At 66.0% G+C, this 26519-nt stretch carries 27 protein-coding genes and 1 pseudogene; 15 read left to right on the top strand and 13 right to left on the bottom strand.

Going from position 1 to position 26519, the window contains the following annotated elements; genetic code table 11:
• Positions 1 to 200 precede the first annotated feature (200 nt).
• The gene (locus KQ307_RS06965; protein WP_259727440.1) at positions 201 to 659 is read left to right on the top strand and encodes an alpha/beta hydrolase; all 459 of its coding nucleotides are present in this window, start codon (positions 201 to 203) and stop codon (positions 657 to 659) included.
• 310 nt (positions 660 to 969) lie between these two features.
• On the opposite strand, the gene KQ307_RS06970 is transcribed toward KQ307_RS06965, so the two are convergent.
• A complete protein-coding gene (locus KQ307_RS06970; RefSeq protein WP_259727441.1) occupies positions 970 to 1428 on the bottom strand; it encodes a hypothetical protein in 459 nt (152 codons plus the stop codon).
• Positions 1429 to 1487: 59 nt separating this feature from the next.
• Here KQ307_RS06970 and KQ307_RS06975 point away from each other — a divergent pair, with 59 nt between their 5' ends.
• The 3 genes from KQ307_RS06975 to KQ307_RS06985 all read left to right on the top strand — a co-directional run bounded on the left by KQ307_RS06975 (position 1488) and on the right by KQ307_RS06985 (position 5371).
• Positions 1488 to 2102, top strand: coding sequence for a lysozyme inhibitor LprI family protein (locus tag KQ307_RS06975; protein WP_259727442.1), 615 nt, complete (start codon positions 1488 to 1490; stop codon positions 2100 to 2102).
• 17 nt (positions 2103 to 2119) lie between these two features.
• Positions 2120 to 2497 (top strand): hypothetical protein, encoded by a 378-nt coding sequence (locus KQ307_RS06980; RefSeq protein WP_259727443.1) that lies wholly within the window; start codon positions 2120 to 2122, stop codon positions 2495 to 2497.
• Positions 2498 to 3820: 1323 nt separating this feature from the next.
• Positions 3821 to 5371: a mechanosensitive ion channel family protein gene (locus KQ307_RS06985; protein ID WP_259727444.1), complete on the top strand. Its 1551-nt coding sequence runs from the start codon at positions 3821 to 3823 to the stop codon at positions 5369 to 5371.
• Positions 5372 to 5460: 89 nt separating this feature from the next.
• Here the strand turns inward: KQ307_RS06985 and KQ307_RS06990 are convergent, their stop codons facing one another.
• On the bottom strand, positions 5461 to 5655 hold the full coding sequence (locus tag KQ307_RS06990; protein ID WP_259727445.1) for a hypothetical protein: 195 nt from the start codon (positions 5653 to 5655) through the stop codon (positions 5461 to 5463).
• Between the two features lie 346 nt (positions 5656 to 6001).
• On the opposite strand from KQ307_RS06990, the gene KQ307_RS06995 reads away from it, so the two are divergent.
• Positions 6002 to 6709 (top strand): DUF4178 domain-containing protein, encoded by a 708-nt coding sequence (locus KQ307_RS06995; protein ID WP_259727446.1) that lies wholly within the window; start codon positions 6002 to 6004, stop codon positions 6707 to 6709.
• Positions 6710 to 6740: 31 nt separating this feature from the next.
• Here KQ307_RS06995 and KQ307_RS07000 read toward each other — a convergent pair whose 3' ends face one another.
• From KQ307_RS07000 to nadA, 6 genes are all read right to left on the bottom strand, one after another.
• On the bottom strand, positions 6741 to 8411 hold the full coding sequence (locus KQ307_RS07000) for an ATP-dependent DNA ligase (RefSeq protein ID WP_259727636.1): 1671 nt from the start codon (positions 8409 to 8411) through the stop codon (positions 6741 to 6743).
• Positions 8412 to 8603: 192 nt separating this feature from the next.
• Positions 8604 to 10091 (bottom strand): M10 family metallopeptidase C-terminal domain-containing protein, encoded by a 1488-nt coding sequence (locus KQ307_RS07005; RefSeq protein ID WP_259727447.1) that lies wholly within the window; start codon positions 10089 to 10091, stop codon positions 8604 to 8606.
• A 174-nt stretch (positions 10092 to 10265) separates the two neighbouring features.
• Complete coding sequence (locus KQ307_RS07010) at positions 10266 to 10616, bottom strand: hypothetical protein (protein ID WP_259727448.1); 351 nt, start codon at positions 10614 to 10616, stop codon at positions 10266 to 10268.
• Positions 10617 to 10730: 114 nt separating this feature from the next.
• A complete protein-coding gene (locus KQ307_RS07015; protein ID WP_259727449.1) occupies positions 10731 to 10874 on the bottom strand; it encodes a hypothetical protein in 144 nt (47 codons plus the stop codon).
• A gap of 3 nt (positions 10875 to 10877) precedes the next feature.
• On the bottom strand, positions 10878 to 11888 hold the full coding sequence (locus KQ307_RS07020; protein ID WP_259727637.1) for a ligase-associated DNA damage response exonuclease: 1011 nt from the start codon (positions 11886 to 11888) through the stop codon (positions 10878 to 10880).
• Between the two features lie 28 nt (positions 11889 to 11916).
• Positions 11917 to 12903: a quinolinate synthase NadA gene (gene nadA / locus KQ307_RS07025; protein ID WP_399241570.1), complete on the bottom strand. Its 987-nt coding sequence runs from the start codon at positions 12901 to 12903 to the stop codon at positions 11917 to 11919.
• Between the two features lie 43 nt (positions 12904 to 12946).
• Here nadA and KQ307_RS07030 point away from each other — a divergent pair, with 43 nt between their 5' ends.
• Positions 12947 to 13810 carry a TIGR04168 family protein gene (locus tag KQ307_RS07030; protein ID WP_259727450.1) on the top strand — a complete coding sequence of 288 codons (864 nt, stop codon included), beginning with the start codon at positions 12947 to 12949 and terminating at the stop codon, positions 13808 to 13810.
• On the opposite strand, the gene KQ307_RS14790 is transcribed toward KQ307_RS07030, so the two are convergent.
• Positions 13765 to 14163 (bottom strand): hypothetical protein, encoded by a 399-nt coding sequence (locus tag KQ307_RS14790; protein ID WP_311133725.1) that lies wholly within the window; start codon positions 14161 to 14163, stop codon positions 13765 to 13767. The genes KQ307_RS07030 and KQ307_RS14790 overlap by 46 nt on opposite strands.
• On the opposite strand from KQ307_RS14790, the gene KQ307_RS07035 reads away from it, so the two are divergent.
• Positions 14138 to 14818: a hypothetical protein gene (locus KQ307_RS07035; protein WP_311133724.1), complete on the top strand. Its 681-nt coding sequence runs from the start codon at positions 14138 to 14140 to the stop codon at positions 14816 to 14818. The two genes, KQ307_RS14790 and KQ307_RS07035, sit on opposite strands and share 26 nt — an antisense overlap.
• A gap of 682 nt (positions 14819 to 15500) precedes the next feature.
• Positions 15501 to 16262, top strand: a complete 762-nt coding sequence (locus KQ307_RS07040; protein ID WP_259727451.1) for a glycoside hydrolase family 104 protein — start codon at positions 15501 to 15503, stop codon at positions 16260 to 16262.
• Positions 16263 to 16286: 24 nt separating this feature from the next.
• Here the strand turns inward: KQ307_RS07040 and KQ307_RS07045 are convergent, their stop codons facing one another.
• Positions 16287 to 17126: a TPM domain-containing protein gene (locus KQ307_RS07045; protein ID WP_259727452.1), complete on the bottom strand. Its 840-nt coding sequence runs from the start codon at positions 17124 to 17126 to the stop codon at positions 16287 to 16289.
• A gap of 48 nt (positions 17127 to 17174) precedes the next feature.
• Here KQ307_RS07045 and KQ307_RS07050 point away from each other — a divergent pair, with 48 nt between their 5' ends.
• A complete protein-coding gene (locus KQ307_RS07050) occupies positions 17175 to 18365 on the top strand; it encodes a class I SAM-dependent methyltransferase (protein ID WP_259727453.1) in 1191 nt (396 codons plus the stop codon).
• Positions 18366 to 18401: 36 nt separating this feature from the next.
• A pseudogene (locus tag KQ307_RS07055) lies at positions 18402 to 19822 on the top strand (NAD(P)/FAD-dependent oxidoreductase).
• Here KQ307_RS07055 and KQ307_RS07060 read toward each other — a convergent pair.
• The gene (locus tag KQ307_RS07060; RefSeq protein WP_259727454.1) at positions 19766 to 20824 is read right to left on the bottom strand and encodes a metallophosphoesterase; all 1059 of its coding nucleotides are present in this window, start codon (positions 20822 to 20824) and stop codon (positions 19766 to 19768) included. The pseudogene KQ307_RS07055 and the gene KQ307_RS07060 overlap by 57 nt on opposite strands.
• A 196-nt stretch (positions 20825 to 21020) precedes the next feature.
• Here KQ307_RS07060 and KQ307_RS07065 point away from each other — a divergent pair, with 196 nt between their 5' ends.
• Together KQ307_RS07065 and KQ307_RS07070 are read left to right on the top strand one after the other, a co-directional pair.
• Positions 21021 to 21251, top strand: coding sequence for a chlorophyll a/b-binding protein (locus KQ307_RS07065; protein WP_259727639.1), 231 nt, complete (start codon positions 21021 to 21023; stop codon positions 21249 to 21251).
• A 90-nt stretch (positions 21252 to 21341) separates the two neighbouring features.
• Positions 21342 to 22019 carry a DoxX family protein gene (locus KQ307_RS07070; protein ID WP_259727455.1) on the top strand — a complete coding sequence of 226 codons (678 nt, stop codon included), beginning with the start codon at positions 21342 to 21344 and terminating at the stop codon, positions 22017 to 22019.
• 33 nt (positions 22020 to 22052) lie between these two features.
• On the opposite strand, the gene KQ307_RS07075 is transcribed toward KQ307_RS07070, so the two are convergent.
• On the bottom strand, positions 22053 to 22757 hold the full coding sequence (locus tag KQ307_RS07075; protein ID WP_259727456.1) for a Coq4 family protein: 705 nt from the start codon (positions 22755 to 22757) through the stop codon (positions 22053 to 22055).
• A gap of 156 nt (positions 22758 to 22913) precedes the next feature.
• Here KQ307_RS07075 and KQ307_RS07080 point away from each other — a divergent pair, with 156 nt between their 5' ends.
• The 3 genes from KQ307_RS07080 (at position 22914) to KQ307_RS07090 (ending at position 24971) form a co-directional block, all read left to right on the top strand.
• On the top strand, positions 22914 to 23612 hold the full coding sequence (locus KQ307_RS07080) for a TetR/AcrR family transcriptional regulator (RefSeq protein ID WP_259727457.1): 699 nt from the start codon (positions 22914 to 22916) through the stop codon (positions 23610 to 23612).
• Positions 23612 to 24418: a hypothetical protein gene (locus KQ307_RS07085; protein ID WP_259727458.1), complete on the top strand. Its 807-nt coding sequence runs from the start codon at positions 23612 to 23614 to the stop codon at positions 24416 to 24418. The genes KQ307_RS07080 and KQ307_RS07085 overlap by 1 nt, the downstream gene beginning before the upstream one ends.
• Positions 24419 to 24497: 79 nt before the next feature.
• Complete coding sequence (locus KQ307_RS07090) at positions 24498 to 24971, top strand: hypothetical protein (protein ID WP_259727459.1); 474 nt, start codon at positions 24498 to 24500, stop codon at positions 24969 to 24971.
• 6 nt (positions 24972 to 24977) lie between these two features.
• On the opposite strand, the gene KQ307_RS07095 is transcribed toward KQ307_RS07090, so the two are convergent.
• A complete protein-coding gene (locus KQ307_RS07095; RefSeq protein WP_259727460.1) occupies positions 24978 to 26417 on the bottom strand; it encodes a glutamate decarboxylase in 1440 nt (479 codons plus the stop codon).
• Positions 26418 to 26519: the final 102 nt, after the last annotated feature.

The following is a 26519-nucleotide window of genomic DNA, read 5'->3' on the forward strand; positions in this document are numbered from 1 at the left end:
CGCGTCCCAGTCGCTGTCGGCGATGCCAGTGGGAGCGGAGTTCATCTCAAGCGATCTCTGCTTGAGATCCAACCGGATGGCGGCGACCTGTCAAGGCTCGCCGTTCAGATCAGGCTTGGTACGACCCCTGAACGCATACGCAAATTCAGGCGGCAAGCCAAGGAGATTTTACTTGGATTGCCAAGAAACTGTCAGAGGCTTTGGAAAATGACAATGCGAAAGAGATGTACCACTCTGTCCTCTGTGCGCGTACCAAATCGCTGCAAGTCACGCCAGACCAGGTACTTCCAGCTCCCTATCCACAACTGCTGCCAATTGGCATCCGTGAAAGCCAAGCTGTGATGAAAGCCTGTCATCTTCTCCAGATCGAGCTGAAACCACCGTTTGTCCAACAAAATTCTGAGATTCCCACACTTATCTTCAATGGCGCATTTGATCCGGTTACGCCCCAGCCCTATGGGGAAGCCGTTGCCAAGAATCTGAAAACTGCTTATTTGTACACCTTCCAAGGCGTTGGCCATGGAGCGCTCATTGTGCGGGCCAATCTGCCTGCCGCAGCCTGTTCGACTCAAATCGCCGTCAACTTTCTTACCAACCCAAATAAGGAGCCCGATAGCAGCTGTCTCTCCCAGCTTCGTCCGGTTTTCTTGGTCGAATGATTATTTGTCACAGGATTCTACCTTGATCCAACATAGAGTTTGAAGCGAGGGGGGCTTCAACATGTGCAGGAAGTCGCTACGTCTGCAATAGACTCCTGTTTGATCACCTTCCACGAAAGTTACCGCAGCGACACGGTATTGATGTTTTCGCTAAGAATTGGGCCGTCGCCATTAAGCTGCTACGAATCAGAAGCTTTCGCTTGATCCAAGCAGTCTTTCAGGCGGTGGCCCAAAGATCAACTGGCTACTGGTGATGACGTGGCATCACCAGTAGCCCAGTCCCTGCTAATCCTCTGAATTGACCCTGAGATTATTTGCGACGGATCGGGCCAGTGGTCTGTGAATCAGAATCGAACCAGCTATTCTCATTCGTGAGGCGCGGGTCGCCTTGAATCGTGTATGTGATGAAGCCGGTCTTGAACACCAAGGCACCGTCACTGAGTTTGCTTGAAACAGACTTGCCGTCTACCATTACCTTATTTTTGTTGTCGATGCGAATTGCGGAAACGGTTCGCCCGTCGATGTTCTTTGCAATCCACTGGCCGGCGTAGGGCGATGTGGCAGTGGCAGCGGTACCGAATCCGGCTTTGGCGTTTTCGGCTTTGGTCTTGTTGATATCGCAGCCTTTTAATTCGGTGACTTGGGTACAGCCAGACCGATCAAGCTTCTTGGCATAGGCAGGATCAATGGCATGGGAGGCGAGCGGCAAATACAGCCCGAATGCGGCTAGAGCGGTAGCGGCGGTAACGATGTGCTTGCCTGCTTTCATTTTGGATGCTTCTTTCGATTGGTTTAATGCTATGTAACTAGCATTAAAATAGATATAGCATGGCCAATGCAGCCCCGGTCATAGGTGGTCTTCAATCCCTCACTTCATCGATGACGCGGCAAGATAAAGTGCTTGCCTTGGGCTATCACCATCACGATTGTATAATTGTTGACCATGACACTGTTTATCCTTGCTTCTTGTTTGGTGCCAAAGTGATGTCCCCGCCACGCTCGCTGGCAATGACGCCGCCGCATGAATCCTTCTGGACCATGAGCAGGTGGCCGTTGCCAGTTCTTCCGCTGTTTTTGGCAGGGGTCTTAAGCACTCTCGGCGCCCAGGCGATCCCTCCACCGCCGGAGTCCTTCGATGGGGAGACGATCCGCTGTCAGCGCGCCGGCAGTGCTGCCACAGTATTGATCTGTCGGGATGCCGAACTGACGGCCATCGACGTACAGCTGCGCCAGGCTTATCGCCGCCTGCGGGACGATGCCTCGCTCAAGCAGCCAGAGCGCGAGGCCCTTATGGAGGATCAGCGCCGCTGGGTGGAAACCATGGACCAATGCTGGCGGGCTCAGGAGAGCCTGCGTACCTGCGTGAAGGCAAGTCAGCAGCAACGTCTGCGGCAGCTGGAGTCGTTGGCGATGCCACTGCGGTTGATGCCCAGGAAGCAATGATGGGGAGAAGGGGTGTCATGGTTGACCAGGCCACCAGAATGGTCTGCGCGTTTGCCGCCATCACGAGCCTGATCATCGTTTGTGCTCGTACGTCCGGCTTTCAAGGTGGCGATCTTCCATTTCTGGCCTTGGTTGTTGCCCCCTATCTGCTGCTTGGCTTGATGGCTGGATGGGTGAATGAGCGCAGCAATGACGCCAGAGTCCTTTTCATCGTCACACTGGTTCTTTCGCTGGGGGGTACGGTCCTTCTGGGTCTTCATGCACCACTTCCCAACAAGGTGCCTGAGCCTGGGTTGGCGCAAAGCGTGGTAATGATCGGCGTACCGCTGCTGCAGTCCATGGCCGTAGTCCTGCTCGGCCTGATGCTCCTGCTAAGGCGACTCATGACTTCGTAGAGATGATCTGCAGGTGGCCTGATGTTGTCCACCGCTTTTGAGATTTTCGTTCTCAGCTGCGACATGATCATCTCGCTGGCGCCCAGGTCGTGTTTAGGAATGTCAACGAAGCGAGGGTCAATTACCTGAAGGCTAACTACTAGTTTCTGGACAACTGCTGCGTTCTGTTATCCAGTGCTTGGGGCACGCATCCAACTTGTTTCCGAATTGTTTGGCGAATCACCTTCGATCACCACATCTTTTTCTCTGAACACGATCTGAGCCCGAATGGACCACGTAATGCCTCGCTATTGCAGCAACTCTGCAGCCCAGCCCTTGCCGCTTTTCATGTCTGCGGGACTGCAAACCACTGGTTGGTAGGAACCATTCAGTCGGCAGGGCTGCACACACCCAAGCAGCCTCGGTTGAGCTCACGGCCCGCTATCTCCTGGTGGTGCTCCTATCCCGTTGACTCTGGAACTTCTTGACCGTTCGGTTGTCACGGCCGCTCTGGTCTGGTCGGCTGGGAAGTGGGTGGCGCCGTTGGATGCAGTCAGGTGCCAGCCATGGGGCACCCCCCGGTGCCAATAGTCCCCCAGCAGCACCACACGCTTGGCCTCCCGGTGACTTGCTTGATGCTCTCCTTTCTGCATTGGCAGGCGCTGCCGCACTGCCTGCAGGCCGTGATCGGTGATGTGGACGGGCGTGGCACTGATCTGGGTGTTCCTGCTCATCGCCGATCTGTTGGGGTTGCGCGATGGCGGCTGGACCTTCCGCGCCAACGTTCTGGGCCGAACGGCGGCCCTGCTGCTTCTGGGCTGCTTCGCACTGGCACTGGTGGCGCCGACCTTTGCAGATCGGTTCAGCCAACCCCTGGTCCGTCTGGGGAGCCTTCTCTCGCTTCGGTCTGAGCAGTCAGGCAGAGCGGCTTCCGTCGCTGCCTCGGCTCTGCTGGGCTTGGCGATAGTCCTGCTCTTGGCGCACTGCGCCGTGCCGATCCACCACCTGGCTGCGGCATGCTCTCGGTTAAACGGGCCTGGCTGACCGTTCCTGACAAAGGCCATCACACCCCGATCTTGACGCTGGGTCTCCCGCGCCTTGATTGCCACACTGGTCACCTCTGGATCAGCCAGCGTGGAGCCCCCCACAATCAGCCGCGCCACAGCTACTGCTAATGGAAGGACGACTTCAAGAAGTGGTGTCTCCGGTCCGGCACCACAGGCTTGGAGCATTCGCCCCCTCCGTCTTGTGGCCACTGCCCTGGCAGCGCTGTTGCTGGTGATTGTTCAGCCAGGACTTTCAGCGGAATCTCCCGGCCCACCAGCGCCTGAGGACAGCCAGCCCATGGCGGGCAGTTTTCGCCTCTCACAGGTGCGCATCCTCGGCGTGCCGGTGATCAACGTGGCGTCGTTGCGCGTGGCGGGCCCTGAGGCCGGACCCGACGCGGCCGAGCGGGCCCGGGTGATCGAGGGGAACCTTGATCTCCTCTACCGGCCAACGCAACCATGCACGCCAGGAGAGCGAATCGGCGAGCTCCTACTCGAGCGCTCTGGTGTGGGCGCGGTAGAGGCGGTGTGCGACCCCGATCATCTGGGGCTGCAAGGCGCACCAGAGGCCTTGCAGGTTGTTGTGACGCAGCGGCAGGCCGGTGGGCTGAACCAGCTGGCCGCTGTGGTTCCCGGACGTGCCACGCCCTTCCCACTGCTCACCGTGACCGCGGCCGATGCTCAGCTGAACGGCACGAGCGAGGCGGCGTTGGCGCAGCGCTGGCGCGGCCGGCTGCAACGACGGCTCCGCCGTGCTCGAGAGATCTATGGAGCACAGCAGATCTCAGAGCGACTGTGGGATGCAGCGCGGGTTGTCGTTGTGCTCGCGGCGCTCCTGGTGCTGGCTGTCTGGCTTTGGCGCCGGCTGCAACGCCAGCTGCCGCGGCAGCACCGCCAATGCGTCGAGGGAGCCGGTCACTTCGTCGCTGCCCGCTTCCACCTGGCGCAGAGTCTCAGCCGGCTGCTGCTTGCCTCGGTGCTGGTGCTGGGCGTGGCCATCGGTGCCGTGGTGCTGCTGGCCACTCCCGGCCAGGTGGCACCGGCGATCGATGTGCTGTTCCAGCCGTTGGTGGTGCTGTTCAAAGCCCTGGCGATGGTGGTGGTGGCCGCACTGCTGCGGGCGCTGGTGGGGTTGCTGCTGAGTCAGTGGGCCAGCAACGTATTCGTGCCGCTGGCCTTCCAGGCGCGCCGCGACCAGCGCTACCGCAGCCTGCTGCGGGTGCTCAGACGCCTGGTCGATTTGGCCTGCCTGCTGTTGTTTGGCCTGTGGACAGTGATGGGCATTCCCGTGCTGCGCGATCTTTCCAGCAATGCCCTTCTCGCCAGTGGTGCTGTGCTCGGTGCCCTGGCTCTGGTGTTCCAGGGATTGCTGCGGGATTTCGTGGCCGGGTTGGTGCTGCTGTTCGACGACCGGTACGCCATCGGCGACACCGTGGAGATCGGCGGGCGCCGCGGCGAGGTGATCGATGTGGGGGTGCTGAGTACCGAGCTGCGCTGCCAAGACCAACGGGTGGTGGTGGTGCCGAACAGCGGCTGTGAGCAGAGCGTGAACCACACCAAGCTGCGCTCGGGCGCGGAAGTGTCGTTGCTGTTGTCAAGGGATACGAATCTGGCAAGGGCGCTGGCCGTCATCACCGCCGAGCTGGCTGCCTTCGCAGCCGACCCCACCTGGCAGTCACTTTTGCTGAAGCCGCCCACGCTTCTGGGCGTGGACGCCATGACGGCCGATGGATTGCGAGTGACCGCTCTGCTGATCACCGAAGCAGGCCGGCAGGAGCAGGCACGCCGCGCCCTCTTGGAACGTCTGGCGCAGCGGCTTGAAGCCGTCGCAACAGGAGAACCAGGCTGAGCGCAATCGCGGCGACCGACTGAAACAACGGCACGCCGATCAGGATCACGCGCTTCGCAAGGCCAGGCTCTGGACGCTTCAGATGCCATCTACCCCACTTTGATCTCGCACTGATCCTGGCCGCGACGCTTCTCGAGCTCCTTCTGCTCGGCCATCGACAGCACCGGCTTGGCATTGGCATCCTGGGCTGCCTGCCGCCAGCGGCTCACCTGGTCGGAGAGGAGCCCGCGCTCCCGGCAGCAGGCGCTGAGCTCAGTGGCGTTGAACCCAGCCGTCTCAAGCACCAGAGTGAACTTGTCGGCAGCGCTCCAGCCTCCTGGTTACTTCTCAGATGCCGGCACCACCTCTGCCTGCAACCGCCAGATCTTCCTCCATGTGTAGAGGGTGATCACCTGAATGCCCAGCTCTTCTGAAATCCGGGCCACGCTTTGCCGGTGTGGAGGGCTCATCCGCCTTCTCACATCAGCCCACTGCTTCGCAGAAGTCTTCGGCTAGACGGCCTCGCTGTATCCGCGCATTGGTCATCTCCTCAAGCCCCCGGGCGTACGTATGAGAGGGGTGACATCTTTCCTGATACCGGGGGGTGCCGCTCCAGCACGCTGGCAACAGAGGGCCGTGAGCTGAGCAATGGTGGCCCTGCTCCTGGCCGCCATGGTGGTGCCGATAGGCTCCCCGCTACCCGCAGCAGTGGCCTGCCTTGCGATCGAGCCGATGACGGTGTGGATCTTCCTGCTGGGGCTGCTGGTGGCAGCCGTTGTGGTGCTGCAGCTGTGGCGCTGGCGCCGTCGCCCGGCTGCCTTGCCCCAGGACCGCACCCTGTTCAGCCTCTGCACCGGCGACATCGTGCAGTTCGAAGGGCGCGACTGGGTGGTGGAAGACCGGCTGCTGTACAGCGATGCAGGTTTCGAGTGGCTGGAGTATCTGCTGCGCGACGGCAACGACGGCCGCTGGTTGAGTGTGTGTGAAGACGACTGGCTGGAGGTGAGCTGGCTGGAGAGTGTCAGCAGCTCGGAGCTGGCACCGGCGTCGTTTGCCGGTTCCGGCGCGGGCCGCTTCCCAGCGCGCCTGCAGCTCGATGGTGTCACCTATGCGCTCAAGGAGCAGGGCCAGGCTTCGATCAGCTCCAGCGCGCGGGTGATGAACCGGCGCCAGAGCGGCTGCCGCTACGCCGACTACACCGGCGCCGGCGGCCTCGTGCTGTCATTGGAGCAGTGGGACCTGGCCGCCGCCGCTGCCAGTGGCGAGCCCCCCGACCCGCCCGAACTCACCGTGGGCCGTCTGATCGATCCCGCCCTGCTCACCCTGCTGCCCGGCGATGGGCGCTCGGTGTACCGCTGAGGCGAGAGGCAGGGCCGCCAGCAGGTAGCCGTCAGCTGTCATCGAGCAAGGCTTCGGCGGCCGCCAGGGTGTCGGCCTCGGCGGCGGGTTTGTCCTGGCGCCAGCGCAGGATGCGCGGAAAGCGCACGGCCACACCGCTGCGGTGCCGGCCGGAGCGCTGGAGGCCTTCGAAGCCGAGCGTGAACACCTGCAGTGGCTCCACCGCCCGCACCGGCCCGAAGCGTTCCGTGGTGTGGCGGCGGATCCAGCGATCGAGCGCCGTGATCTCGGCATCATCCAGACCGGAATAGGCCTTGGCGAAGGTCACCAGCTGGCGCGGGCTGGCCTCTGCACCTGCCGCTTCCGGCGTTGCTGTGGTCCACAGCCCGAAGGTGTAATCGGTGAACAGGTTGGCGCGGCGGCCGCTGCCCGCCTGGGCGTAGAGCAGCACCGCATCGAGCTCCATCGGCGCGAGCTTGTGCTTCCACCAGTGGCCCCGCTTGCGGCCCGCCAGATAGGGCGAATCCAGCCGTTTGAGCATCAAGCCCTCGGCGCCGGCCTGACGCGCCTGGCTGCGCAGCGACTCCAGCGCCTCCCAGCTCTGGAACGGCAGCTCGTACGAGAGGCGCAGGCGCCCCTTCAGTTCCTCCCCGACGGTTGTCCCCACCGCCGCGCTGAGCTGGCCCAGGGCCTGCAGCCGCGCCGCCAGGGGCTGTTGACGCAGATCGCAGCCGCCCTCTTCCAGCAGGTCGTAGGCCACGAAGGCGGCGGGGCAGTCTTGCCGCAGACGGCGGCTGACGCTGCGCCGCCCCAGGCGCCGTTGCAGGGCCGCAAAGCCGAGCGGGCGGTCCGCCTCCGCCAGCCACACGATCACCTCGCCATCAAGCACGGTGCCATCGGGCAGGGCATCGCCCAGTGCCACCAGCTCCGGGAAGCTCTCGTTCACCAGGTCTTCGCCGCGGCTCCAGAGAAAGGTGCTGCCGGCGCGGCGGATCAACTGGCCGCGGATGCCGTCCCATTTCCATTCGGCGCGCCACTGGGCGGGATCGTCCGCCTGCAGACGCTCCGGCTCCAGCGGAGCAGCCAGAAAAAAGGGATAGGGCCGGCTGATCGGTGCGGCTTCCCCACTGGCGGCGGGGCTGAGCAGGGCAGTGAAGGCGGCGGCACTGGGCTCGAAACCGCCCATCAGCCGATGGGCCAGCTCCGCCTCCTCTAGCTGGCTCACCACGGCCAGGGCGCGGGTGACGAGGCCGGTGGACACGCCCACCCGGAAGCCGCCGCTGAGCAGTTTGTTGAACACGAACACCTGCTGTGGCGGCAGCGATGCCCAGATCTGCAGCACCGCCTGCGCCTGCTCCTCGTTCGCCAGCGCCGCCAGCGCCGGCAGCCGCTCCGCCATCCACACCGACAGCGGCAGCTCCAGTGGTTCAGCGGCCTGCAGCTCCAGCTGGGGCAACAGCAAGGCGATTGTTTCCGCCGAATCCCCTACCTGGGCGTGGCAGGCCTCGAACAGCCAGTCCGGCAGGGCCGCTGCTCCCTGACAGATCTCCCGCAAGCGCAGCCCGGTGAGCAGCCGCCGGCGCCGCTTGCCGAGCAGCAGCTGCAGGGCCCAGGCCGCATCGGCCGCCGGTGCCTCGCGGAAGTAGGCCGCCAGCGCCGCCACGCGCGCCTTGGTGCCCGTGCTCTGGTCCAGGCACTCAAAAAGGTGACAGAAGGCGTGCACAGGACGGGAAAGGGTGGGCACGGCATCGGCCCCAGCCCCGTTTGTAGCGATCAGGGGCACGACGGTGTGAACAGAGACCGGCGGCTTGAGAAAGGAGCCGGATACGTAAAGATTGCCGCCGGCAGCCAGGCGCGCCCGAACCCCCTCCCGCCACCGCCCGCTCTGGCAGCAACCCCCGGTGAGTGGATTCCTTCAGAGCAGGAGATTGGAGCGTGTGAACAGATCGACACCCAGGAGCTTCACCTCGAAGTCAGGCTTGCCGTTGCCATCGACATCGCCCTGCAACAAGGCGTGCATCACAGGGGAGGCATCAATCCTCAACTGGCCTGCCGTTCCGCTGAACTGCCGCCGCCCGATCCAGCTGAACTCCTGCTGTCCACTTCGGAGCGTGTTGGCGTCAATGGCCGCGAGATCGATGCGATCGGTGGGATCGAAATCGGTGATCACATCGCGCTGTTCCTCGGTAGTGAGGCTGCTGTCGGCCCGCACGTAGACAAAGACATCCTGGCCATCACTGCCAGGCAGAGCCTGCCTGGATCGCCCCTGGAGTTGACGCGTGATGACGTCACGGCTTGGATCCTGCTGGCCACTGGGCGGCGTTGCCCCCCCGGCGAGCAGATCCGCTCCATAGCCGCCAGAAATCACATCGTTGCCGCTGGTGCCCACCACTGCATCGTTGGCGGAGCTGCCGGTGGAGGCGGAGGCCAGCCTGCCGACGGTGAGGCTGATCTGCTCGATCTTTCCCATGTAGTTCGCGTTGTAGTCGTCCTTGGGGAAGGTGTAGAAGCCAACGAATGCCTTGTTGCCGTTGACGTAGGGATGCATCCCACCTTCAAGCCTGGCCTGGTCACGCAGGACGGACGTGTAAGCATTGGGATTGGCGGGATCATCAGGCGCATAGTTGAGTGGGGGAGCATCCGGCGCGCCATAGGCATAGCCGAAGTTCCACACGTTGAAATTGGAGCCATAAAAGAGCGAATCGCCGGAAGGATCCACAGTTGATCCAGCCCCTCCGTTCATCGTTTTCCAATTGAGATTGTTTGTGAAGTCAAATCCGAACGTGGGTGAGGGGTAGCCGTTTGGCCGCGGAACACCAGCCGCAAGGACCGGCAGCCTGGGAATGCCCCCAGCAGCCAGCTCGCTGGCGTTGCTGGAAGGTTCCAGGCCGATTTCCTGGCGGGGGGCCTTGCCGCCCCAGGGCATCGGCCCCCACGGCACATCGGCGCCGAACTTGGCCCATCCAGCCGCCATGCCCTTGGGCAGAGTGACAGGTGCTGCTTTCTGCGTCCAGAACGACTCACTGGCCTGCCAGACCCAGATCGAGAGCGGCCCGATGAAACGCCTGTTGGCCGCGTCGTAGAGGTCGGAAACGTTGCCCACGGCCTTTTTGTTTGCGGCACTCTTCGGCACGAAGTTCTCCGGCGGCAGGGCGGCCATGGCATGGGCAACCCCCGTAGCATTCACGAAGCCATAGGTGACCCCATTGACCTTCGACTGAATCGGATAGGCCCAGTCGTTGATGTAGCTCATGTCAGCACTGAAGCTTTTGGAGCCGCTGGTGCCATCCCAGGTGTATTCGTAGAAGCTGAAAGCATCCTTAATCGAGAGACCATTAGGCTCGCCGCCACCGGCCTTGTTCTGGCTTGCAAAGATATCAGTGCTTGAAAGATAAATCCTCATGTTCGTGCCCGACAGCACAGGGATCTTGTTTGCCCCTGTCTTGAGCGTTCCCGAACTCTTGATCTGTCCCGAGGTGTAACCATCGGAAACCACCCAATAACGCAACGTGCCACCACTGCTGTTTGTAACCGCCAGGCTGCCAGTGGTCATGGGGGAGCTTGTTTTGCTATCTCCTCACCCTAGAGGCACTGCTGCATCGTTGAGCTCCAATGTAACGCTGGCGTTGTCAGATTGCTTCGGCAGACCGATCCTGCAGAACCCGATTCCATAGTTCTCTTGCTGGTAGAGCGGGCCTTTGCTCAGAGCAGCAAGACCCAGCATCACGCCCGGGCCACTGAACTGGTGGCGCCACATCATCAAGAGCGCCGAGAGCATCAGCATCAACAAGACATCCAGATTGAACTGGCCGGACCAATCCATCAGCTGCATGTTTCCGATGAAGGCACCAAGGCGCCCAGGCCCGTGCTGGCTGTTCACCACGGCCGTATAGCCCAGAAGGGCAAGAAACATGGAGATCAGCACCATGCGGAAAGCAGTCATGGCAGCCATGGTGCATGAAGAAACCTGGAGTGTGGAATCCATCCCTGCCGTCCGATCCACCCATGCAGCCGGTATGGAGCTGCGTCGTGAGCAGCGTCATCAGAGAACTGACACCTGCAACGGTGAGAACGCCTCCACCCTCAAAGCCTCCACCCTCAAAGCCTTCACCCTCAAAGCCTCCACCCTCAAAGCCTTCACCCTCAAAGCCTTCACCCTCAAAGCCTTCACCCTCAACGCCTCCACCCTCTACGTCTCTTCCCGCTCCTCGCCGTCTGCCGCCCGCTCCGCTGCGAAGCCGCCCAGCGGCTCGGCGCTGATGCCTTCCACCTCGCGCAGGTAGCGGGCCAGCACGTCGTCCTGGCCGTGGGTCACATACACCTGGCGGGCCTGGCTCTGGCGCACGGTGCTGAGCAGGCCGTTCCAGTCGGCATGGTCGCTGAGCACGAAGCCGCGCTCGTAGCCGCGCCGCCGCCGGGCACCGCGCACTGCCATCCAGCCGCTCACGAAGCCCGTCTGGGGTGCCTTGAACCGCTTCATCCACACCGAGCGGTGCGCCGACGGTGGCGCCAGCACCAACCGGCCCGCCAACGGCTCGCTGCGGGGCAGCTCACTCACGGGCCGGGTGGGCGGCATGGCGATGCCCTGCTCGCGGTAGGGGGCCATCAGGGTCTGCACGGCGCCGTGCAGCAGCACCTCCTCGCTCAGGCCCAGCTGGTGCAGCTCCGCCAGCAGGCGCTGCGCCTTGCCGAAGGCATAACAGAACAGAATCGAGGGGCGCTCCGGGGCACCCTTCCACCAGGTGGCGATCTCGGCGGCCACCTCCTGGCCCGGCCGCCAGCGGTACACCGGCAGGCCGAAGGTGGCCTCGGTGATCAGCACATCGGCGTGCACCGGCTCGAACGGCACGCAGCTGGGATCGGCATCGCGCTTGTAATCGCCGCTGATCAGCCAGGTTTCACCACCGGCGCTGATCCGCACCTGGGCCGAACCCAGCACGTGCCCGGCGCTGTGAAACGACACGGTGGCCTCACCGAGGCGCAGCTCCTGGCCATAGGCCACGCCGTGCAGCGTGATCGCCTGTCCCAGCCGCTGGCGCAGCACCCCCTCGCTGCTGGCCACCGCCCAGTATTCGCCACTGCCGGGCCGGGCGTGATCGGAGTGAGCGTGGGTGAGCAGGGCGCGCGGCACCGGCCGCCACGGATCGATCCAGGCGCCCGCGGCTGGGCAGTAGAGCCCCTGGGGGGTGTGCTGGATCAGGGCGCCCGGCGGCAGCAAGGGTCCTGGCTCAGCGGCTCATCTCCAGCATGCGCTGGATCGGCAGCAGTGCCCGGAGGCGCAGCGCTTCATCGAGCTCGATCGCCGGCTCCAGGGTGGCCAGGCACTGCCAGAGCTTTTCGAGCGTGTTCAGCCGCATGTAGGGACAGGCATTGCAGCTGCAGCCGTCCTGCCCGGGCACCTCATAAAAGGTTTTGTGGGGCAGCTTCAGGCGCATCTGGTGCAGGATGCCCGGCTCGGTGAGCACGATGAAAGCCGTTGCGTCGCTGGTTTCGGCGCGCTGCAGCAGCTTGCTGGTGGAACCGATGAAGTCGGCCAGATCCAGCATGTTGGGCAGGCATTCCGGGTGGGCGATCACTTCGGCGCCGGGATGGTCGAGCCGCAGCTTCAGCAGCGCCTGCTCGCTGAAGGTTTCGTGCACGATGCAGCTGCCCGGCCAGAGGGTGAGCTCACGGCCGCTCTGGCGCGCCACCCAGCGGCCCAGGTTCTGATCCGGCGCGAACAGGATCGGCCGATCGGCCGGCAGCTGCTGCACCAGGCTCACGGCGTTGCTGCTGGTGCAGATCAGGTCGCTCTGCGCCTTCACCGCCGCCGAACAGTTGATGTAGCTCACCACGTAGTGGTGAGGGTGCTGGGCGCGGAAGGCGGCGAAAGCCTCGGCAGGGCAGGCATCGGCCAGGGAACAGCCCGCATCGAGATCGGGCAGCAGCACCGTTTTGCCCGGGTTGAGGATCTTGGCGGTTTCCGCCATGAAGTGAACCCCGCAGAACACGATCACCTCAGCGTCGGTGCTGGCGGCGCGGCGGGAGAGTTCGAGTGAATCGCCGATGAAATCAGCGATGTCCTGGATGTCAGCGTTCTGGTAGTAGTGCGCCAGGATCACGGCGTTACGCTCGCGCCGCAGGGTCTCGATCGCCGCTGCCAGCTGATGGCGTGGTGGTGGGTCCGCTGAACGGGCCGCTGGAATCGGGAGGGTTGGTGGAGCCGCGAAAACCAATCGGGGCCTCAATTGCGGCAGGATGCATCCAGCCTAGGGATTTGTGACGGCCCCGATTCGCCTTGCCATTGCCGGGGATCTGCACGGGCAGTGGGATCGGGAGGACGTGGCCCTGCTGCGCGTCCTGGCTCCTGATGCGGTTCTGGTGGTCGGTGATCTGAGCGATGGCCAGGAGCGGATCGCCGCCAGCCTGGCCAACGTGGAGCAGCCCCTGGCCTGCATTCTCGGCAACCATGACACCGGCAAGGACGACAGCGGCCGCAAGCTGCAGCGCCAGATCGACCTGCTCGGCAACCGCCATTGCGGTTGGCGGCGCTGTGACCTTCGTCCACCCGGTCTGGCCGTGGTGGGGGGGCGCCCGGCCAGTGCCGGTGGCGGTTATCGCCTCTCGATGGGGGTGAAGGCGCTGTGGGGGCCGGTCAGCTCGGAGGAGTCGGCGGGGCGGATCGCTTCCGCGGCGCTCGGGGCGGATCCGCTGATGCCGCTGGTGCTGCTGGCCCATTCCGGTCCGAGCGGACTGGGCAGCGAAGCCCATGACCCCTGCGGCCGCGACTGGAAGTCGCCGGCCCGCGACTGGGGGGACATGGATCTGGCCCTGGCGATCGATCGCATCCAGCGGCAGCGGCCGTTGCCGCTGGTGGCGTTCGGCCACATGCACCACCAGTTGCGGCGCGGCCGGGGTGAGCGGCGCAGCTTCGTGGTGGATCGGCGCGGCACCGCCTATCTCAATGCCGCCTGTGTGCCCCGCCACGGCATGGATGCCCAGGGACGGCAACTGCGCCATTTCTCCTGGGTGGAGCTGGATGGTCACCGGCTCGTGCATGCCAGCCACCGTTGGTACAGCCCCCAGGGGCGCCTGCTCTACGAGCAGACGCTGGTGGAGCAGGCCCAGGCCGTGCCGTGCTGATCTACGCCTGTGTCAGTGGCCACGGCTATGGCCATGGCTCGCGGGTGGCTTCGGTGCTGCTGGCCCTGGCGGCGCGGCAGCCCCACTGGCGGCTGGTGATCTCCTCTTCCCTGTCGGCCGAGTTCCTCTCCGGCGCCTTCGGGGCCGTGCCCTTCGAGCATCGCCGCTGCGGCTGGGATGTGGGCGCCGTCCAGGCCAATGCCCTCGGCATCGACGCCCCCGCCACCCTGCTGGCCCTGGCGGAGCTGGAGCGGCGACTGCCGGATCAGATCGCCGCCGAGGCCAGCTGGTTGGCGGAGCAGGGCGGCCGGGCTGCCCCTGGTCTGGATGGGCAACTTCGGCTGGGACGACATCTACGCCCCGATGGGCGGCGCTTTTCTGGCCTGGGCGGACCATTGCCGCTCCCTCTACCGGCGGGGCGACCACCAGATTCGCTGCCCTTTCTCGCTGGCGATGGACTGGGACCTGCCGCAGACCCGGGTCGGGCTGACAGCGGCGGCTCCCCGGCTGGATCCCGACTTGCTGCGCGAGCAGCTCGCCCTGCCGGAGCAACGGCAGCGCTGCGTTCTGGTGAGTTTCGGCGGCATGGGCTTCCCGCTCAGTCCAGGACTGTTCGATCGCTGGCCTCACTGGTGCTTCCTCAGCTCCGACCCCGGTAGCGCCACTGCCCCCAACGTGCGCCTGCTGCCCCCCGGGGTGCGCCCCCTGGAGCTGATGCCCCTGTGCGGGCGGATGATCAGCAAGGCCGGCTACAGCAGTTTCTGCGAGGCGCTCAGCCATGGGCTGGGCATCCATCTGGTGGAGCGCCAGGGTTTTGCCGAGGCGGCCGTGATGGAACGGGAGCTGCGGCGCTGCGGCCCGCACCGGTTGCTGAGCCAGGCCCAGTTGCTTGCCGGCGACTGGCAGCTCGACCTTCCTCTGCTCCCGGCCAGCGGGGCGGCCCTGGAGCTGGGCGGGGCCGAACGGGCGGCTGAGGCGATTGAGAAGGTCGCGGCCCTGGCGTGCTGAATGGCGCTGCCACCCGGCGGCGCAGCCCTTCTGGTGTGATAGGCAACAGATCTAATCACACCAATCAGTAGTTCTGATCATCGGCAATGATGCCGGGCTGAGCATCAGAAATCCTTGTGACTGGCAGTGATGTGATCCTGGTGTGCCAGTTCTGATAATGAGTGGACGGTTGTGCGACTGTCACTTATCACAAGTTGAACGGGGGGATCTTTTGAGAAATTACCGCTGATTCAAGCCCGCCGCGATGTATCCATCCATCTCTCCGACGAGCCCACCAGTTTTTATTCCTCCTCTCTCTGTCTGTTGAGCTTGCGCGTTGAGCTTGCTCCTTGAGCGGATTGTTTGTTGCCCTGCTCGCTGATCAGTCTGAATTCCTGCTCAACAGGACCTCTGTTCAGCCCGATTTCTCTCGGCTCGGATCATCGGCCCTCGTTGGGTCGGTCTCGATCTTCTTTGCAGCATCCTGCACCTACCCGCGCTGAGTTTCTGTTCGGCTCGGGCATCCAGATCAGGCTTCATTCATCCGATTCCTCATTCATCCAGCCCTGATTCTTTTGTCGCCAAGGCGACACCAACAGGCTTTTTTGTACGGCATGGTCCGCGGGGTTGATCCTCGGGGATTCGGCCCACCGATCCGGCCCAGTGGCCCCTTCGACCCGTCCCTTCCCCCACCAGCAACGGTTTGCGCACCTTTTTCTCCCATTCCCTCAAGCTGCTCCTCCCTGCAGTGCTGTTCGGCCTGATGGGGCCTGCCCAGGCTTCCGTCTGGGACACCATCCGCCGCAACACCACTCCCAACGATTCCCTCGAACCCAACTCCGTCGCCGTGGTGGCGCCCGAGGAAGCGGTGGATCAACCCCGTTCCTTCGCGATCACTCCGGAGCGACGCGCCCTGCTCAACACGATCCGTTTCGCTGAGGGCACCTGGGCCAACGGCCACGATCAGGGTTACTGGATTCTGTTCGGCGGCTCCCTGATGGCCTCCCTGGATCGCCATCCCAACCGGGTGATGCGCACCACGGGCTATGCCAGTGCCGCCGCCGGGGCCTACCAGTTCATGCCTCCCACCTGGGCGATCGCCAGCAACAGGCTGGGTCTTCAGGGGTTCGGCCCGGATGTGCAGGACCAGGCGGCGATCTTCCTGATTCGCCATCGGGGCGCCCTTCACCTGGCCGATCGCGGCGAGATGACACCGGAACTGGCCGCCCGGCTGGCGCCCGAGTGGGCCTCCTTCCCCACCCTGGCCGGCCGCAGCTTCTATGGCCAGCCGGTGAAGCGTTTCGCCGAGCTCAAGCGTTTTTATGAGGCCAACCTGGCCAGCCTGCGGGCTGGCCTGAACAGCCGCCGCGCTGAAATCGCCAGCGCTCCCAAACCCCGCTCCGAGAGCTGCGAGCCCGGTTCCCTGGCCTGTGCCCTTCAGGAGGCCAGCCTCGCCACCCCCTGACCGGCGCCCTCGCCCCAGGCCAGCTCAGCCCTGACCGTCGCCGGCCAGGGGCGGCTTGCCCACCGTTCGCTGGGCCACCAGGTAGGCCAGCACCGCACAGGCCCCGAACCCCAGGCTGTTGCGCAGCACCGGCAGCAGGTCCGAGGTGCGGGTGACCACCGGCCCGAGCCCGAACACCAGGAACAGCATTCCCCAGAGGGGTGAGAGCAGCAGCACCCAGCTCCAGGCCACCCGGTCTCCCTCCTTGCGCGGGTAGGCGGCAAAACCCACGATCAGGCCGCCCAGCACCGAAGTGCAGAAGGTGAGCAGCCACTGTTCCTGGGGCAGGCCAGGCACCACCTGGCAGCCACCCCGCTCCAGACAGCTTTCCACGGCCGTGAGGGCATCGACGATCGCCCCGTCCTCGCCGTGGTCGCGCACGTAGTACTGGTTGCCGTAGCGGGTCTGCAGCTCCACCCAGAAGGTGCGCGGCATCAGGGCGAACAGGGCATCGCCCACGTTGAAGTTGAGCAGGTTGCCGCCGCGGGGATCAGCCACCAGCACGAGGCTGCGCTCATCGAGCCCCCAGAACTGCTTCACCGCCAGTCCCGGCGTGCGCTCGTACTGGGTGAGAACCCGCAACTTCCAGCCGCTGCTGGCTTCGAAGGCATCCAGCTGGGTTTCCAGGCTGCTTCGCTGGCCGTCGGTGAGGGCCCGGGCCAGGTCGATCACGGGCGTGAGGTGATCGGGGAGCAGCGAGGGGTTGTCGGCAGCCCAGGCCGGGGAGCCCAGCGGCGTGACCAGCAGCAGCAGGCCGGCCACCAGGCCGAGCAGGCTGCCGATGGCGCCGCGGTGGCGGTGCGGGGATCCGGCGGCTTGACCCATGCGGCTGCTTCAGTGACCCTGCATTCTCCCCGACCCAGGGCGCCCACCGTGTCCGTTCCAGGCTGGTTGCAACAGCGCCTCACGGCGGCAGGCGGCCGCGTGCCCTTCGCCCTGTTCATGGAGTGGGCGCTGCATGACCCTGAGCACGGCGCCTATGGGGCGGGGCGGCTGCGGATCGGCACCCAGGCTGATTTCGTCACGGCGCCGTCGCTGGGCAGCGACTTCGCCGCCCTGCTTGCCCCCCAGATCGCCGAGTGGCTGCAGGAGCTGGCCTCGGCTGATCCGGCGGCAACCCTCTCCCTGGTGGAGGCTGGCCCCGGTGAGGGCGATCTGGCCCTCCAGCTGGCCACAGCCCTGGCCACCGGCTGGCCGGCGCTGGCGGCCCGCATCGAACTGGTGCTGGTGGAACCCAACGCCGGCATGGTGAGGCGCCAGCGCCAGCGACTGCAGGCTTGTCCCCTGCCGATCCGCTGGAGCGGCTTCGATCAGCTGGCGGCCCGGCCCCTGCTGGGCGTGGTGCTGGCCCATGAGGTGCTCGATGCCCTGGCGGTGGAGCGGATCATCCGGGTCGGTGACGCCTGGCACCGCCAGTGCGTGGCTCTGCATCGGGGGATGTTGCGGCTGGAGCCGGGCGAGCCCCTGGAGCCGGCGGCAGTTGCGGCGCTGCAGCCGCTCGGACTGGAACCGGCCGGGGAGCAGCGGCCGGCCGGCTGGTGCACGGAGCTGCATCCGGGCCTGGCCCCCTGGCTGGCGGCCTGCGGCCAGGCGCTCGGGCGGGGGCGCCTGCTGGTGATCGACTACGCCCTGGAGGCCTGGCGCTACTACGCGCCCCAGCGTGCCAATGGCACCCTGATGGCCTACCGGGGCCAGCGGGCCAGCGCCGATCCCCTTGCCGAACCGGGAAGCTGGGACCTCACGGCCCACCTCTGCATCGACAGCCTGCTGGCCGCCGCCGCCGCCGGTGGCTGGAGCTTCCTCGGCCAGCGTCGCCAGGGGGAAGCCCTGCTGGCCCTCGGCTTGGCGGAGCGCCTGCATGGGCTGCAGCACCAGGGCGCGGCCGATCTGGCTGATCTGCTCAGCCGCCGTGAGGCGCTGCTGCGGCTGGTGGATCCGCTGGCCCTCGGTGATTTCCGCTGGCTGGCCTTTGGCCGCGGGACGGCCCACCAGCCCCTGTTTCTGGCCGATCCAGCGCCGGTGAGTGCTGCAACGGGCACAACCGCTCCGCCCGCTGCGGCTTAGGACGACCCGACGACGGGTTGGTGGGGGAGGTGGGCGATGGCGCCTGAACGGTTTTTTCTCGAACTCGAGCCCCCCGCCGCCGCCGAGCCCCACTGGCCCCATGTGGTGGTGGTGGGTGGCGGCTTCGCCGGGGTGCGGGTCTGCCAGGCCCTGGCCAACCGGCCGGTGCGGGTCACCCTGATCGACAAACGCAACTTCAATCTGTTCCAGCCTCTGCTGTATCAGGTGGCATCGGGGCTGGTCTCGGCGGCCGATGTGGCCTCGCCACTGCGGCAGATGGTCGGCCAGGCGCCGAATGTGCAGGTGTTGCTGGGGGAGGTCGTCGACTCGATCTGGAGCGACGCGAGCTGCTGTTCAACGGTCACCACTACAGCTACGACCAGCTGGTGCTCGCCTGCGGCTCCGGCAGCGCCTACTTCGGCCACGAGGAATGGCGGCCGCTGGCGCCGCCGATGAAGATCCTCGAGCACGCCCAGGAGATCCGCCGCCGGCTGCTGATGTCCCTGGAGGAGGCCGAGCAGAGCACCGATCCGCAGCGTCGCCGCTTCCTGCAGACCGTGGTGGTGGTGGGGGCCGGACCGGCCGGCTGCGAGCTGGCCGGCTCCCTGATCGAGTTGATGCACAGCGCCATCCGCCGGGATTTCAAGCAACTGCGGGTGGAGGGTTGCCGGGTGGTGCTGGTCGATGCGGTGGAGCGGGTGCTGCCGACCATGCATGCCGAACTGGGGGAGGCGGCGGCGGGGTACCTGGAGCGAAACGGGGTGGAGCTGCGGCTGGGCACCTTGGTGGAGGCGATCGAGCCGGGCAAGGTGCTGCTGAAGGGAGATCAGGAGCCCCGCTTTCTGGAGGCCGCCACGATCTGCTGGACAGCCGGGGTGCGGGCTTCACGGCTGGGCAAGCTGCTGGCGGAGCGCAGCGGCTGCGATGTTGATCGATCCGGCCGGGTGCTGGTGGAAGCCGATTTCTCGGTGCCCGGCCACCCGGAAGTGCGGGTGGTGGGCGATCTCTGCTGCTACAGCCACACCGCCGATGGGGCACCGCTGCCGGGGATGGCCGGGCCGGCGGTGCAGATGGGGGCGTGGGTGGCGAGGGACATCCTGCTCGGCCTCGAAGGCGAGGCCAGCCCACCCTTCCGCTGGCTCGACCTCGGCAGCATGGCGGTGATCGGACCTCTGTATGCGGTGGCCGACCTGCGGGGCGTGCGGGTCACCGGTCTGCTCGGCTGGCTGCTCTGGGGGCTGGCCCACCTGGCCTTCATCCCCGCCACCGAGAACCGCATCACCCTGCTCACCCGCTGGCTGTGGCAGATCGCCACCCGCCAGCGCAGTGCCCTGCTGATCACCGGCCGCCCGAACCAGCACATCGGCGTCGATGTGGGCCTGGCCCGCGCCCCGGTGCGATCAGCCGGGCCGGCGCTGCAGGACCCGGCCCTGGCGGTTGATGAGCCGCTCCGGTAGGCGGCTCCTCTCCACCGGCCGCATCGTGCGCAGGTTGATCGTGGTGTCGACCGTGCGGCCGCTGCTCCAGGCGAGGTCGAGCACGGTGAGGGTCTGAAACGGGGCGGCTCCCCCCTGCAACAGCGCCCGCGGCCCGCTGCCGGCGGCGCCGAGCTGGAAGAGATCAAGCCGCCCCAGCCTGGCTGGGAAGTAGGCGTGCTGGTGGCCGCTGATGTAGGCCGAAACGTCGTGGCGTTCCATCAGCTGGCGCAGGGCATCGGCGCCGTTGAGCACGTTGCCGCCATCGTCGCGGCCCCGGGCCACGGCCTGGAGCGGCAGGTGGCCGAGCACCAGGCGCCTTCGGGCCGAGCGGGCGGCTGGCGAGGCGAGGCTGCGCTCGGCCCAGCGCACCTGCTCGGCCGGCACCAGCGCCGAGGAGGCGTCCCAGACCAGCAGGAACAGGCCGTCCTGCAGGACCGAATAGAAGAATGGAAAGCCGCTGGCATCGAGAAAATCGAGCCCCAGGCTGCTCTGGCGCCGTCGCCAGAAGCGCGCTGCCTCCTGCCGCTCGCGCTCGAATATGTAGAGGCCGCCTGAGCGGCTGGCCGAGGCGTCGTGGTTGCCCATCGCCGGCGCGAAGGGAAGGCCGGCCCGGCGCAGTGGCGCAAGGATGAGCCGTCCGAACGACTCCCACATAGCGGTGAGCTGGGCGTTGCTGAGGCTGGTTTTCTGGCCGGCCACCATGTCACCGGCGCAGAGCACCAGATCGGCCTGCAGCGAGGGGATCAGGGCCACGGCCCGGCCCACCTCTGGGATGTAGCTGGTGGATCCGTAGCTGGCGTTGAGGTCGGAGATCAGCACCAGCCGCAGGTCGGCGCGGGGTGGCAGGGTGAAACCGGATCCGGATCCGAAGGCCGCCCTCCCCAGCGCGCCTGTCCCCAGCACACCTGTTCCGATCGCGCCTGTCCCGATCGCCCCGGCTGTGAGGCCCAGGAAGCGGCGTCGGGAGAGCGGCGGCTGCATGGCCAGACCTTACCAACGGTCAGATCAAGGGCAAGGCAAAGGGAGTGCAGCCCTGGTTTCCTAGGCTGAGCGATCGGGGAGGCCGGGGTGTCGCCCACGGTGTTGATCCCGGTGTCGCCCACGGCTGCACCGTTCCCCTTCCTGCTCCCTGCACGACAACCCGATGACCGTCGATCACACCTCCCATGACAACCCGATGATCGACGACACCAGTGCTGAGGGCAAGTTCCAGTACGAACCGGTTGAGCGGTTCGGCGCCAGCATGACGGGTGATCTGCCCTGGAATGGCGCGGCCTTGGCCGGTGTGGAGCTGCTGAACGGGCGGGTGGCCATGCTGGGATTCCTGGCGGCGATCGTCGGGGAGCTGCTCACCGGTGAGGGGATCGTCGGTCAGTTGCGCCTGGCTCTGCTCTGGGTTCTGGGCTGAGCCGTTGCCCGGCCTGAGCCTTCGCCTGGCCTGCTTCACGCTTCGTTACATCGCTTGCCAGACTCGGTGGGTTGCTTCTCAGTCCCTCCCTTGTCAACGCTTCTGCTCCTGGAACTGTTCACCGGCTTCATGGCCGCTGGCATGGCTCTCTGGTTCGTCGTTCTCAATCGCCCCTCGCCCCGGCCAGGCCAAGCCGGCTCCAGAGCTGTTCTCAGGGCGGAGCCGGCTGTCGGCAGTGCTGCGGTTCGCCGCCTGATCTCCCGCTACGTGCTCAAACAGGGCTGGGCTGTGAACACCGGTCTGCTGGTGCTGCGCCTGGCGATCGGCGTGCTGATGATTCATCACGGCCAGGAAAAGCTGGCGGATCCCCAGCAGTTCGCCAACACCTACGTGGCCTCCCTGCACCTGCCCTTCCCCCTCTTCTTCGCCTATGCAGCCGGGTTCTCCGAGCTGATCGGCAGCTGGCTGCTGATCCTGGGTCTGTTCACACCGGTCGGCGCCCTGGCGATCACCGGCACCATGACCGTCGCGGCCTACCAGCACATCCTCACCGCCGGTCTGAATATCTATGTGCTGGAGCTCGTGGCCCTCTACCTGGGCGGCAGCCTCGCCCTGCTGTTGATCGGCCCCGGTCGTTTCTCCTTTGATGGCGGCATCGTGGCCGGTCTGACCAGCGAGCCGGTGGAGCAGGAGCCGGATGCCGGTGCTGCCCGGCAGGCGGCCCCGATCCTGGTGCGGGTGGCGGCCGAGGGCTCGCTCAACAGCTGAGTTTCTCCACCGAGTTTCACGGCTGGGGATGCTTCAACTGGCGGTTCCCGGCGGTGGGCCCGATGGAAGATTCAGTTCGTTCCGCCAGTCGCTGAGCGGCTTCTGCCAGCCTTCCTCCCAGCGCTGGGCGAACAGGGGCTGAGCCTGACGGCCCATCTCCAGACCGGTGCGAATCGCTTCGACCAGATCAGCCAGCTGCTCAGCTTCGAACAGGGTGGTGGAGAGCAGTGCCTGGGCTGTGAGCAGGCTTGCCAGGGGATATGGGAACTGGCTGAGGTGGAAGGCCTGCAGACCGATCTCACCGTGCGTCGAGCTGTCGAAGCCGGTGATCAGGTGCCACAGGTCGTGGGTCTGACTCAGCCGCAGCTCGACATACTCGGCGTCGCTGTTCGGCACCATGCCGGCGTGCAGGTTGGGGTCATAGCCGAGGCGGGCAAGCTCAGCGGCATAGGCGTGGCCGAGCGTGTTGCTCGGCAGGGCAGCCAGGGCCTCCAGGTTCTGGGGCCCGGGGATGTAGCGCTCGCGGATCAGGGCCGCGCAGGCGGGATCGTGACCCAGGTGCTCGGCGGCCAGTGCATAGGACGGGGTGGCCAGCAGGGCGTCGGTGAGGGCCCCGACCAGCTCGAGGTCATCGTCGCCACCGGTCATGGCCAGGAAGGTGCCGAGCACACGGAAGGGGGAGGGCTCGGGAGCGGCAGGCCGGGCGGAGCGGACCCCGGCGTTGGGGAGAAAGGCCATCGCAGCAGGTGACGAGAAATGGGGCGGCCGGCGTCGGCCAGAGAACGCGAGGATTGCTCACCTTTGTAAAGTATGAGCATCCCTCAGCTTTGTCAAGGGGGATGCGAGGATTGCTCGGATTACCTGGTTGTCCTGGGTCTTCCGCCCTGTCCGCCGGTGTCCACCGGTCTCCCGCCCCCTTCTCCCGTGAGCCTTGCCGGCGGATCTGCCCCGCTCCTGGATCCTGGCTCCGGCCTGCGGCGCCAGCCCCGCCAGGCCCGCAGCCAGGAGCGGCTGCGGCGAATCCTGGCTGCGGCCGAAACGCTGTTCGTGGCCGAGGGGGTCGGCGCCACCACCACCAACGCCATCGCGGCGCAGGCTGGGGTGCCGATCGGTTCGCTGTATCAGTTCTTCCCCGACAAGGGGGCGATCCTGCGCAGCCTTGCCCAGGGCTACGGGGAGCAGCTGCACGACGACCTCAGCCGTTTCGAGCGGGAGGAGGGCGCCTGCCTGGAGCTGGACGCCTACATCGAGGCGCTGGTGGCCCGCACGGCGCGGTTCTTCGACGAGCATCCCGGCTACGCCGCGATCTTCCTCGACGTGCAGAGCGCCACCCCGGATCTGGTGGCGATCGAGGAGGAGGCCGATGCCCGCCTGGTGGCTGAATGGGCGAGGGCACTCCTGGTGCGCAGCACGGCGGAAGGTGGAGAGTTCACGGCCGATGAGGCCGGCCTGATCGCCTATGTGCTGGTGAAGACGATCGGCAACCTGCTCTGGCTTTCGCTCGGCCATGGGCCGGTCCTGCGGGAGCGGCTGGTGCGGGAGGCAACGTTGTTGGCGATCGCTTATCTGCGTCGCCGGATGGCGGCAAGCTGATGGCCAGCACCGGTCACGATCGCCAGTGGCAGCTCAATCGCCTCAATTTCGAGGGCCATTGGTGTGGCACCAGCCGCTGGTACGAGCGCAACACGGACGGGCGGCTGGATCTGGAGCGTGCTGCCGTTGAGATTCCCGGCACCTGTTATGCGATCAGCTTCTCCGATCCCGACACCGGCCTGTGGGATGGCAGCGGTCTGCGCTTCGCGCCGCAGGGACGCCGCCGCCTGCCGCTCAGCCGCGCCAGCTACAACCAGGCGGGGCAGTGCTGGCAGTTCCGCGGCGTGGCCGGCCAATCGAGCCTGGCGGTGGATGCCGGAAAGCCGCGCTTCGGCCACGAGCTGAACTTCTTCGCTGGGCGGGCCCGCTCGATGCTGGTGCTGCTCTACGAACCCTGCGGCTCGCTCTGGCGTCTCCAGACGCTGGGGGTGGTGCCGTTCCGCTGCAGCCTGGCGGCAGTGGTCGATCCCGAGCGGCCGCCGCGCGGTGATGCTCGGCAGCACCTGGCGGAGCTGGAGGGCTGGCCGGGCCAGATCGAGCGCCTCCTGCCGGGGCAGTGGCCCGCCGAGGATCCAGAGCCGCAGGCGTGCGAACCCTTCCGTACCGCCGCGTTCCGCAACGGCAACCCCGTCGCCGGTTTCGACGACGGACTTCTCTGCTCCCTGCCGGAACTGTTGCCGGCCGGTGCCTTCCAGCTGCAGGTGGGCTGCCGGCTCAGTGAGGGATGCTTTGATCAGCTGAGCCTTGGCTACGACAGCGAGCAACGGCTCACGGCCTGGGAGCGCCGCCGCTTCCAGCGGTCCTGAGCGGCCCTGAGGCGGGGCTCGACCGCCTGGATCGGCTGGGAGCCGTGCTGGAGTGGTCGGGAAGCGGATCGACTTGGTCATGACGGAAGCCGGAGAGGCCACAGTGAACCGCGACCTGCTGCGGATTCTCTGCTGTGTCGCCTGGTCGGACGGGGAGCTCTCGGAGCAGGAACAGGAACTCCTCTTGCAGCTGGGAGCCGATCAGGCCCTCGCCGAGCAGGCCCCCGGGCTCGACGTGCTCGACAGCCTGATCACCCGGCTCGGCTCCGGGGACGAGCGGCAGCTGGCGGCGAAGCTGGCCTACCAGGTGATCCGGATCAGCCGCCGGGCCGGCGACGGTTCGAGCATCAACCCGCAGGAGAAGGTGGCCTACCGCCGGTTGCTGGATGGCCTGGCCCTCGACGAGACGCAGATCCAGGAGGCCGAATGGGCCGTGGAGCAGGATCTTGGCGGTCAGATGAGCCTGCTCGGCTTCCTGGCCAGCCGCTTCAGGGGGCTGGGTGCCTGGCCCGATGACGCGCTGCTCGACGCACCCGGCGCGCCGAGGCTCTGAGCCTGCTCAGTGCCGGAAGTTCTCCGTGTGGCCAGGATCGTGGGGTAGCTTCGCCGCCAGACTTTCCAGAAAGGTGGTGGCACCGATCAGGTCCTGCAGGAACAGCTCGGCCAGATCCCGGCCGAAGCCGTTGCGCACGACCACACGCAACCCTGAGACATCCGTGAGATGGTCGGGCAGGGAGTAAGCGGGCACCTGCCAGCCCCGCTCCCGCAGCTTGGCCGACAGATCGAACACGGTGTAGCGGACCACCTCCGGTTTGAGCCGGAAGAAGAACACCGGCAGCTCCGATCCATCGGAGAGCAACTGAAACGGGCCGATCCGGGCGATCTGCTCAGCCAGGAACATCGCCGTGTCCCGGCAGGCCTGCTGGATCGCTCGGTAGCCCTCGAACCCCAGCCGGATGAAGTTGTAGTACTGGGCGATCACCTGGGCACCGGGCCGGGAGAAGTTGAGCGCGAAGGTCGGCATGTCTCCGCCGAGGTAGTTGACGTGGAAGACCAGGTCGTCCGGCAGGTCGGCGGGGGTGCGCCAGATCACCCAGCCCACCCCGGGATACACCAGGCCGTACTTGTGGCCGGAGGCATTGATCGATCGCACCCTCGGCACCCGGAAGTCCCACTCCAGCTGGGGGTCGAGGAACGGGGCGATGAAGCCGCCCGAGGCCGCGTCCACATGGATCGGCACATCCGGCCCTCCTGAGGCCTGCAGCTGATCGAGGGCCTCGGAGATCTCCTTCACCGGTTCGTAGGAGCCGTCGAAAGTGGAGCCGAGGATGGCCACCACGCCGATGCTGTTCTGATCCACCAGCTTGAGTGCCTCTTCGGCGTTGAGCTGCAACCGGCCGGCCTCGATGGGGGCGTAGCGGGGCTCCACATCCCAGTAGCGGCAGAACTTCTCCCAGACCACCTGAACATTGCTGCCCATCACCAGGTTCGGCCGGTCGGTGGGCAGAGCGGCCGCCGCGCGGCGTTGCCGCCACTTCCACTTCAAGGCCAGACCGCCGAGCATCACCGCCTCGCTGGAGCCGGTGGTGGAGGTGCCGGTGGCGTTCTCGTGATCGGGAGAATTCCACAGCGAGGAGAGAATCCTCACGCAGCGGCCCTCGATCGCCGCGGTCTGCGGATACTCATCCTTGTCGATCATGTTCTTGTCCGCCGACTGGGCGAAGAGCGCCGTCGCCTCGGGTTCCATGAACGTGGTCACGAAGGTGGCCAGGTTCTGGCGGGCGTTGCCATCGAGCAGCAGTTCATCGCTGATCAGGCTGGAGGCCACTTTCGGGTCCATGCCGTCGGCAGGCAGGGCGTCCTTCGGGATGCCCCTGGTGGCGCCGGGCCGGGCATACACAGGGGCGTTGATCAGGCGTTCGAAGTCGTTGAACAGGGAGGAATGAAGGGCCATCGGCAGGGTGAGCAGGCAGACCGGCGGGCGGCCTGGCGGGAGCACGTTCCATGCTGGCCTGATGGCATCCGTCTGGTTGAAGACAAGGGCTGCCGGAGAGGCCCCCGGACCAGGTTCTGGTGGGCTCCCGGCAGGCGGGACCTCCCC

The organism is Synechococcus sp. CS-1326 (assembly GCF_025128115.1).
Classification (GTDB): domain Bacteria; phylum Cyanobacteriota; class Cyanobacteriia; order PCC-6307; family Cyanobiaceae; genus Regnicoccus.

Coding starts and splice junctions, on each gene's coding strand:
- KQ307_RS07035 (WP_311133724.1), top strand. CDS start 14,138: ATGGGCAACTTCGGCTGGGACGACATCTACGCCCCGATGGGCGGCGCT.
- KQ307_RS07075 (WP_259727456.1), bottom strand. CDS start 22,757: ATGGCCTTTCTCCCCAACGCCGGGGTCCGCTCCGCCCGGCCTGCCGCT.
- KQ307_RS07045 (WP_259727452.1), bottom strand. CDS start 17,126: ATGGGTCAAGCCGCCGGATCCCCGCACCGCCACCGCGGCGCCATCGGC.
- KQ307_RS06970 (WP_259727441.1), bottom strand. CDS start 1,428: ATGAAAGCAGGCAAGCACATCGTTACCGCCGCTACCGCTCTAGCCGCA.
- KQ307_RS06975 (WP_259727442.1), top strand. CDS start 1,488: ATGGCCAATGCAGCCCCGGTCATAGGTGGTCTTCAATCCCTCACTTCA.
- KQ307_RS07085 (WP_259727458.1), top strand. CDS start 23,612: ATGGCCAGCACCGGTCACGATCGCCAGTGGCAGCTCAATCGCCTCAAT.
- KQ307_RS07005 (WP_259727447.1), bottom strand. CDS start 10,091: ATGAGGATTTATCTTTCAAGCACTGATATCTTTGCAAGCCAGAACAAG.
- KQ307_RS06980 (WP_259727443.1), top strand. CDS start 2,120: ATGGTTGACCAGGCCACCAGAATGGTCTGCGCGTTTGCCGCCATCACG.
- KQ307_RS06985 (WP_259727444.1), top strand. CDS start 3,821: ATGGCGGGCAGTTTTCGCCTCTCACAGGTGCGCATCCTCGGCGTGCCG.
- KQ307_RS14790 (WP_311133725.1), bottom strand. CDS start 14,163: ATGTCGTCCCAGCCGAAGTTGCCCATCCAGACCAGGGGCAGCCCGGCC.
- KQ307_RS07010 (WP_259727448.1), bottom strand. CDS start 10,616: ATGGTGCTGATCTCCATGTTTCTTGCCCTTCTGGGCTATACGGCCGTG.
- KQ307_RS07065 (WP_259727639.1), top strand. CDS start 21,021: ATGATCGACGACACCAGTGCTGAGGGCAAGTTCCAGTACGAACCGGTT.
- KQ307_RS07090 (WP_259727459.1), top strand. CDS start 24,498: ATGACGGAAGCCGGAGAGGCCACAGTGAACCGCGACCTGCTGCGGATT.
- KQ307_RS07060 (WP_259727454.1), bottom strand. CDS start 20,824: ATGCAGCCGCCGCTCTCCCGACGCCGCTTCCTGGGCCTCACAGCCGGG.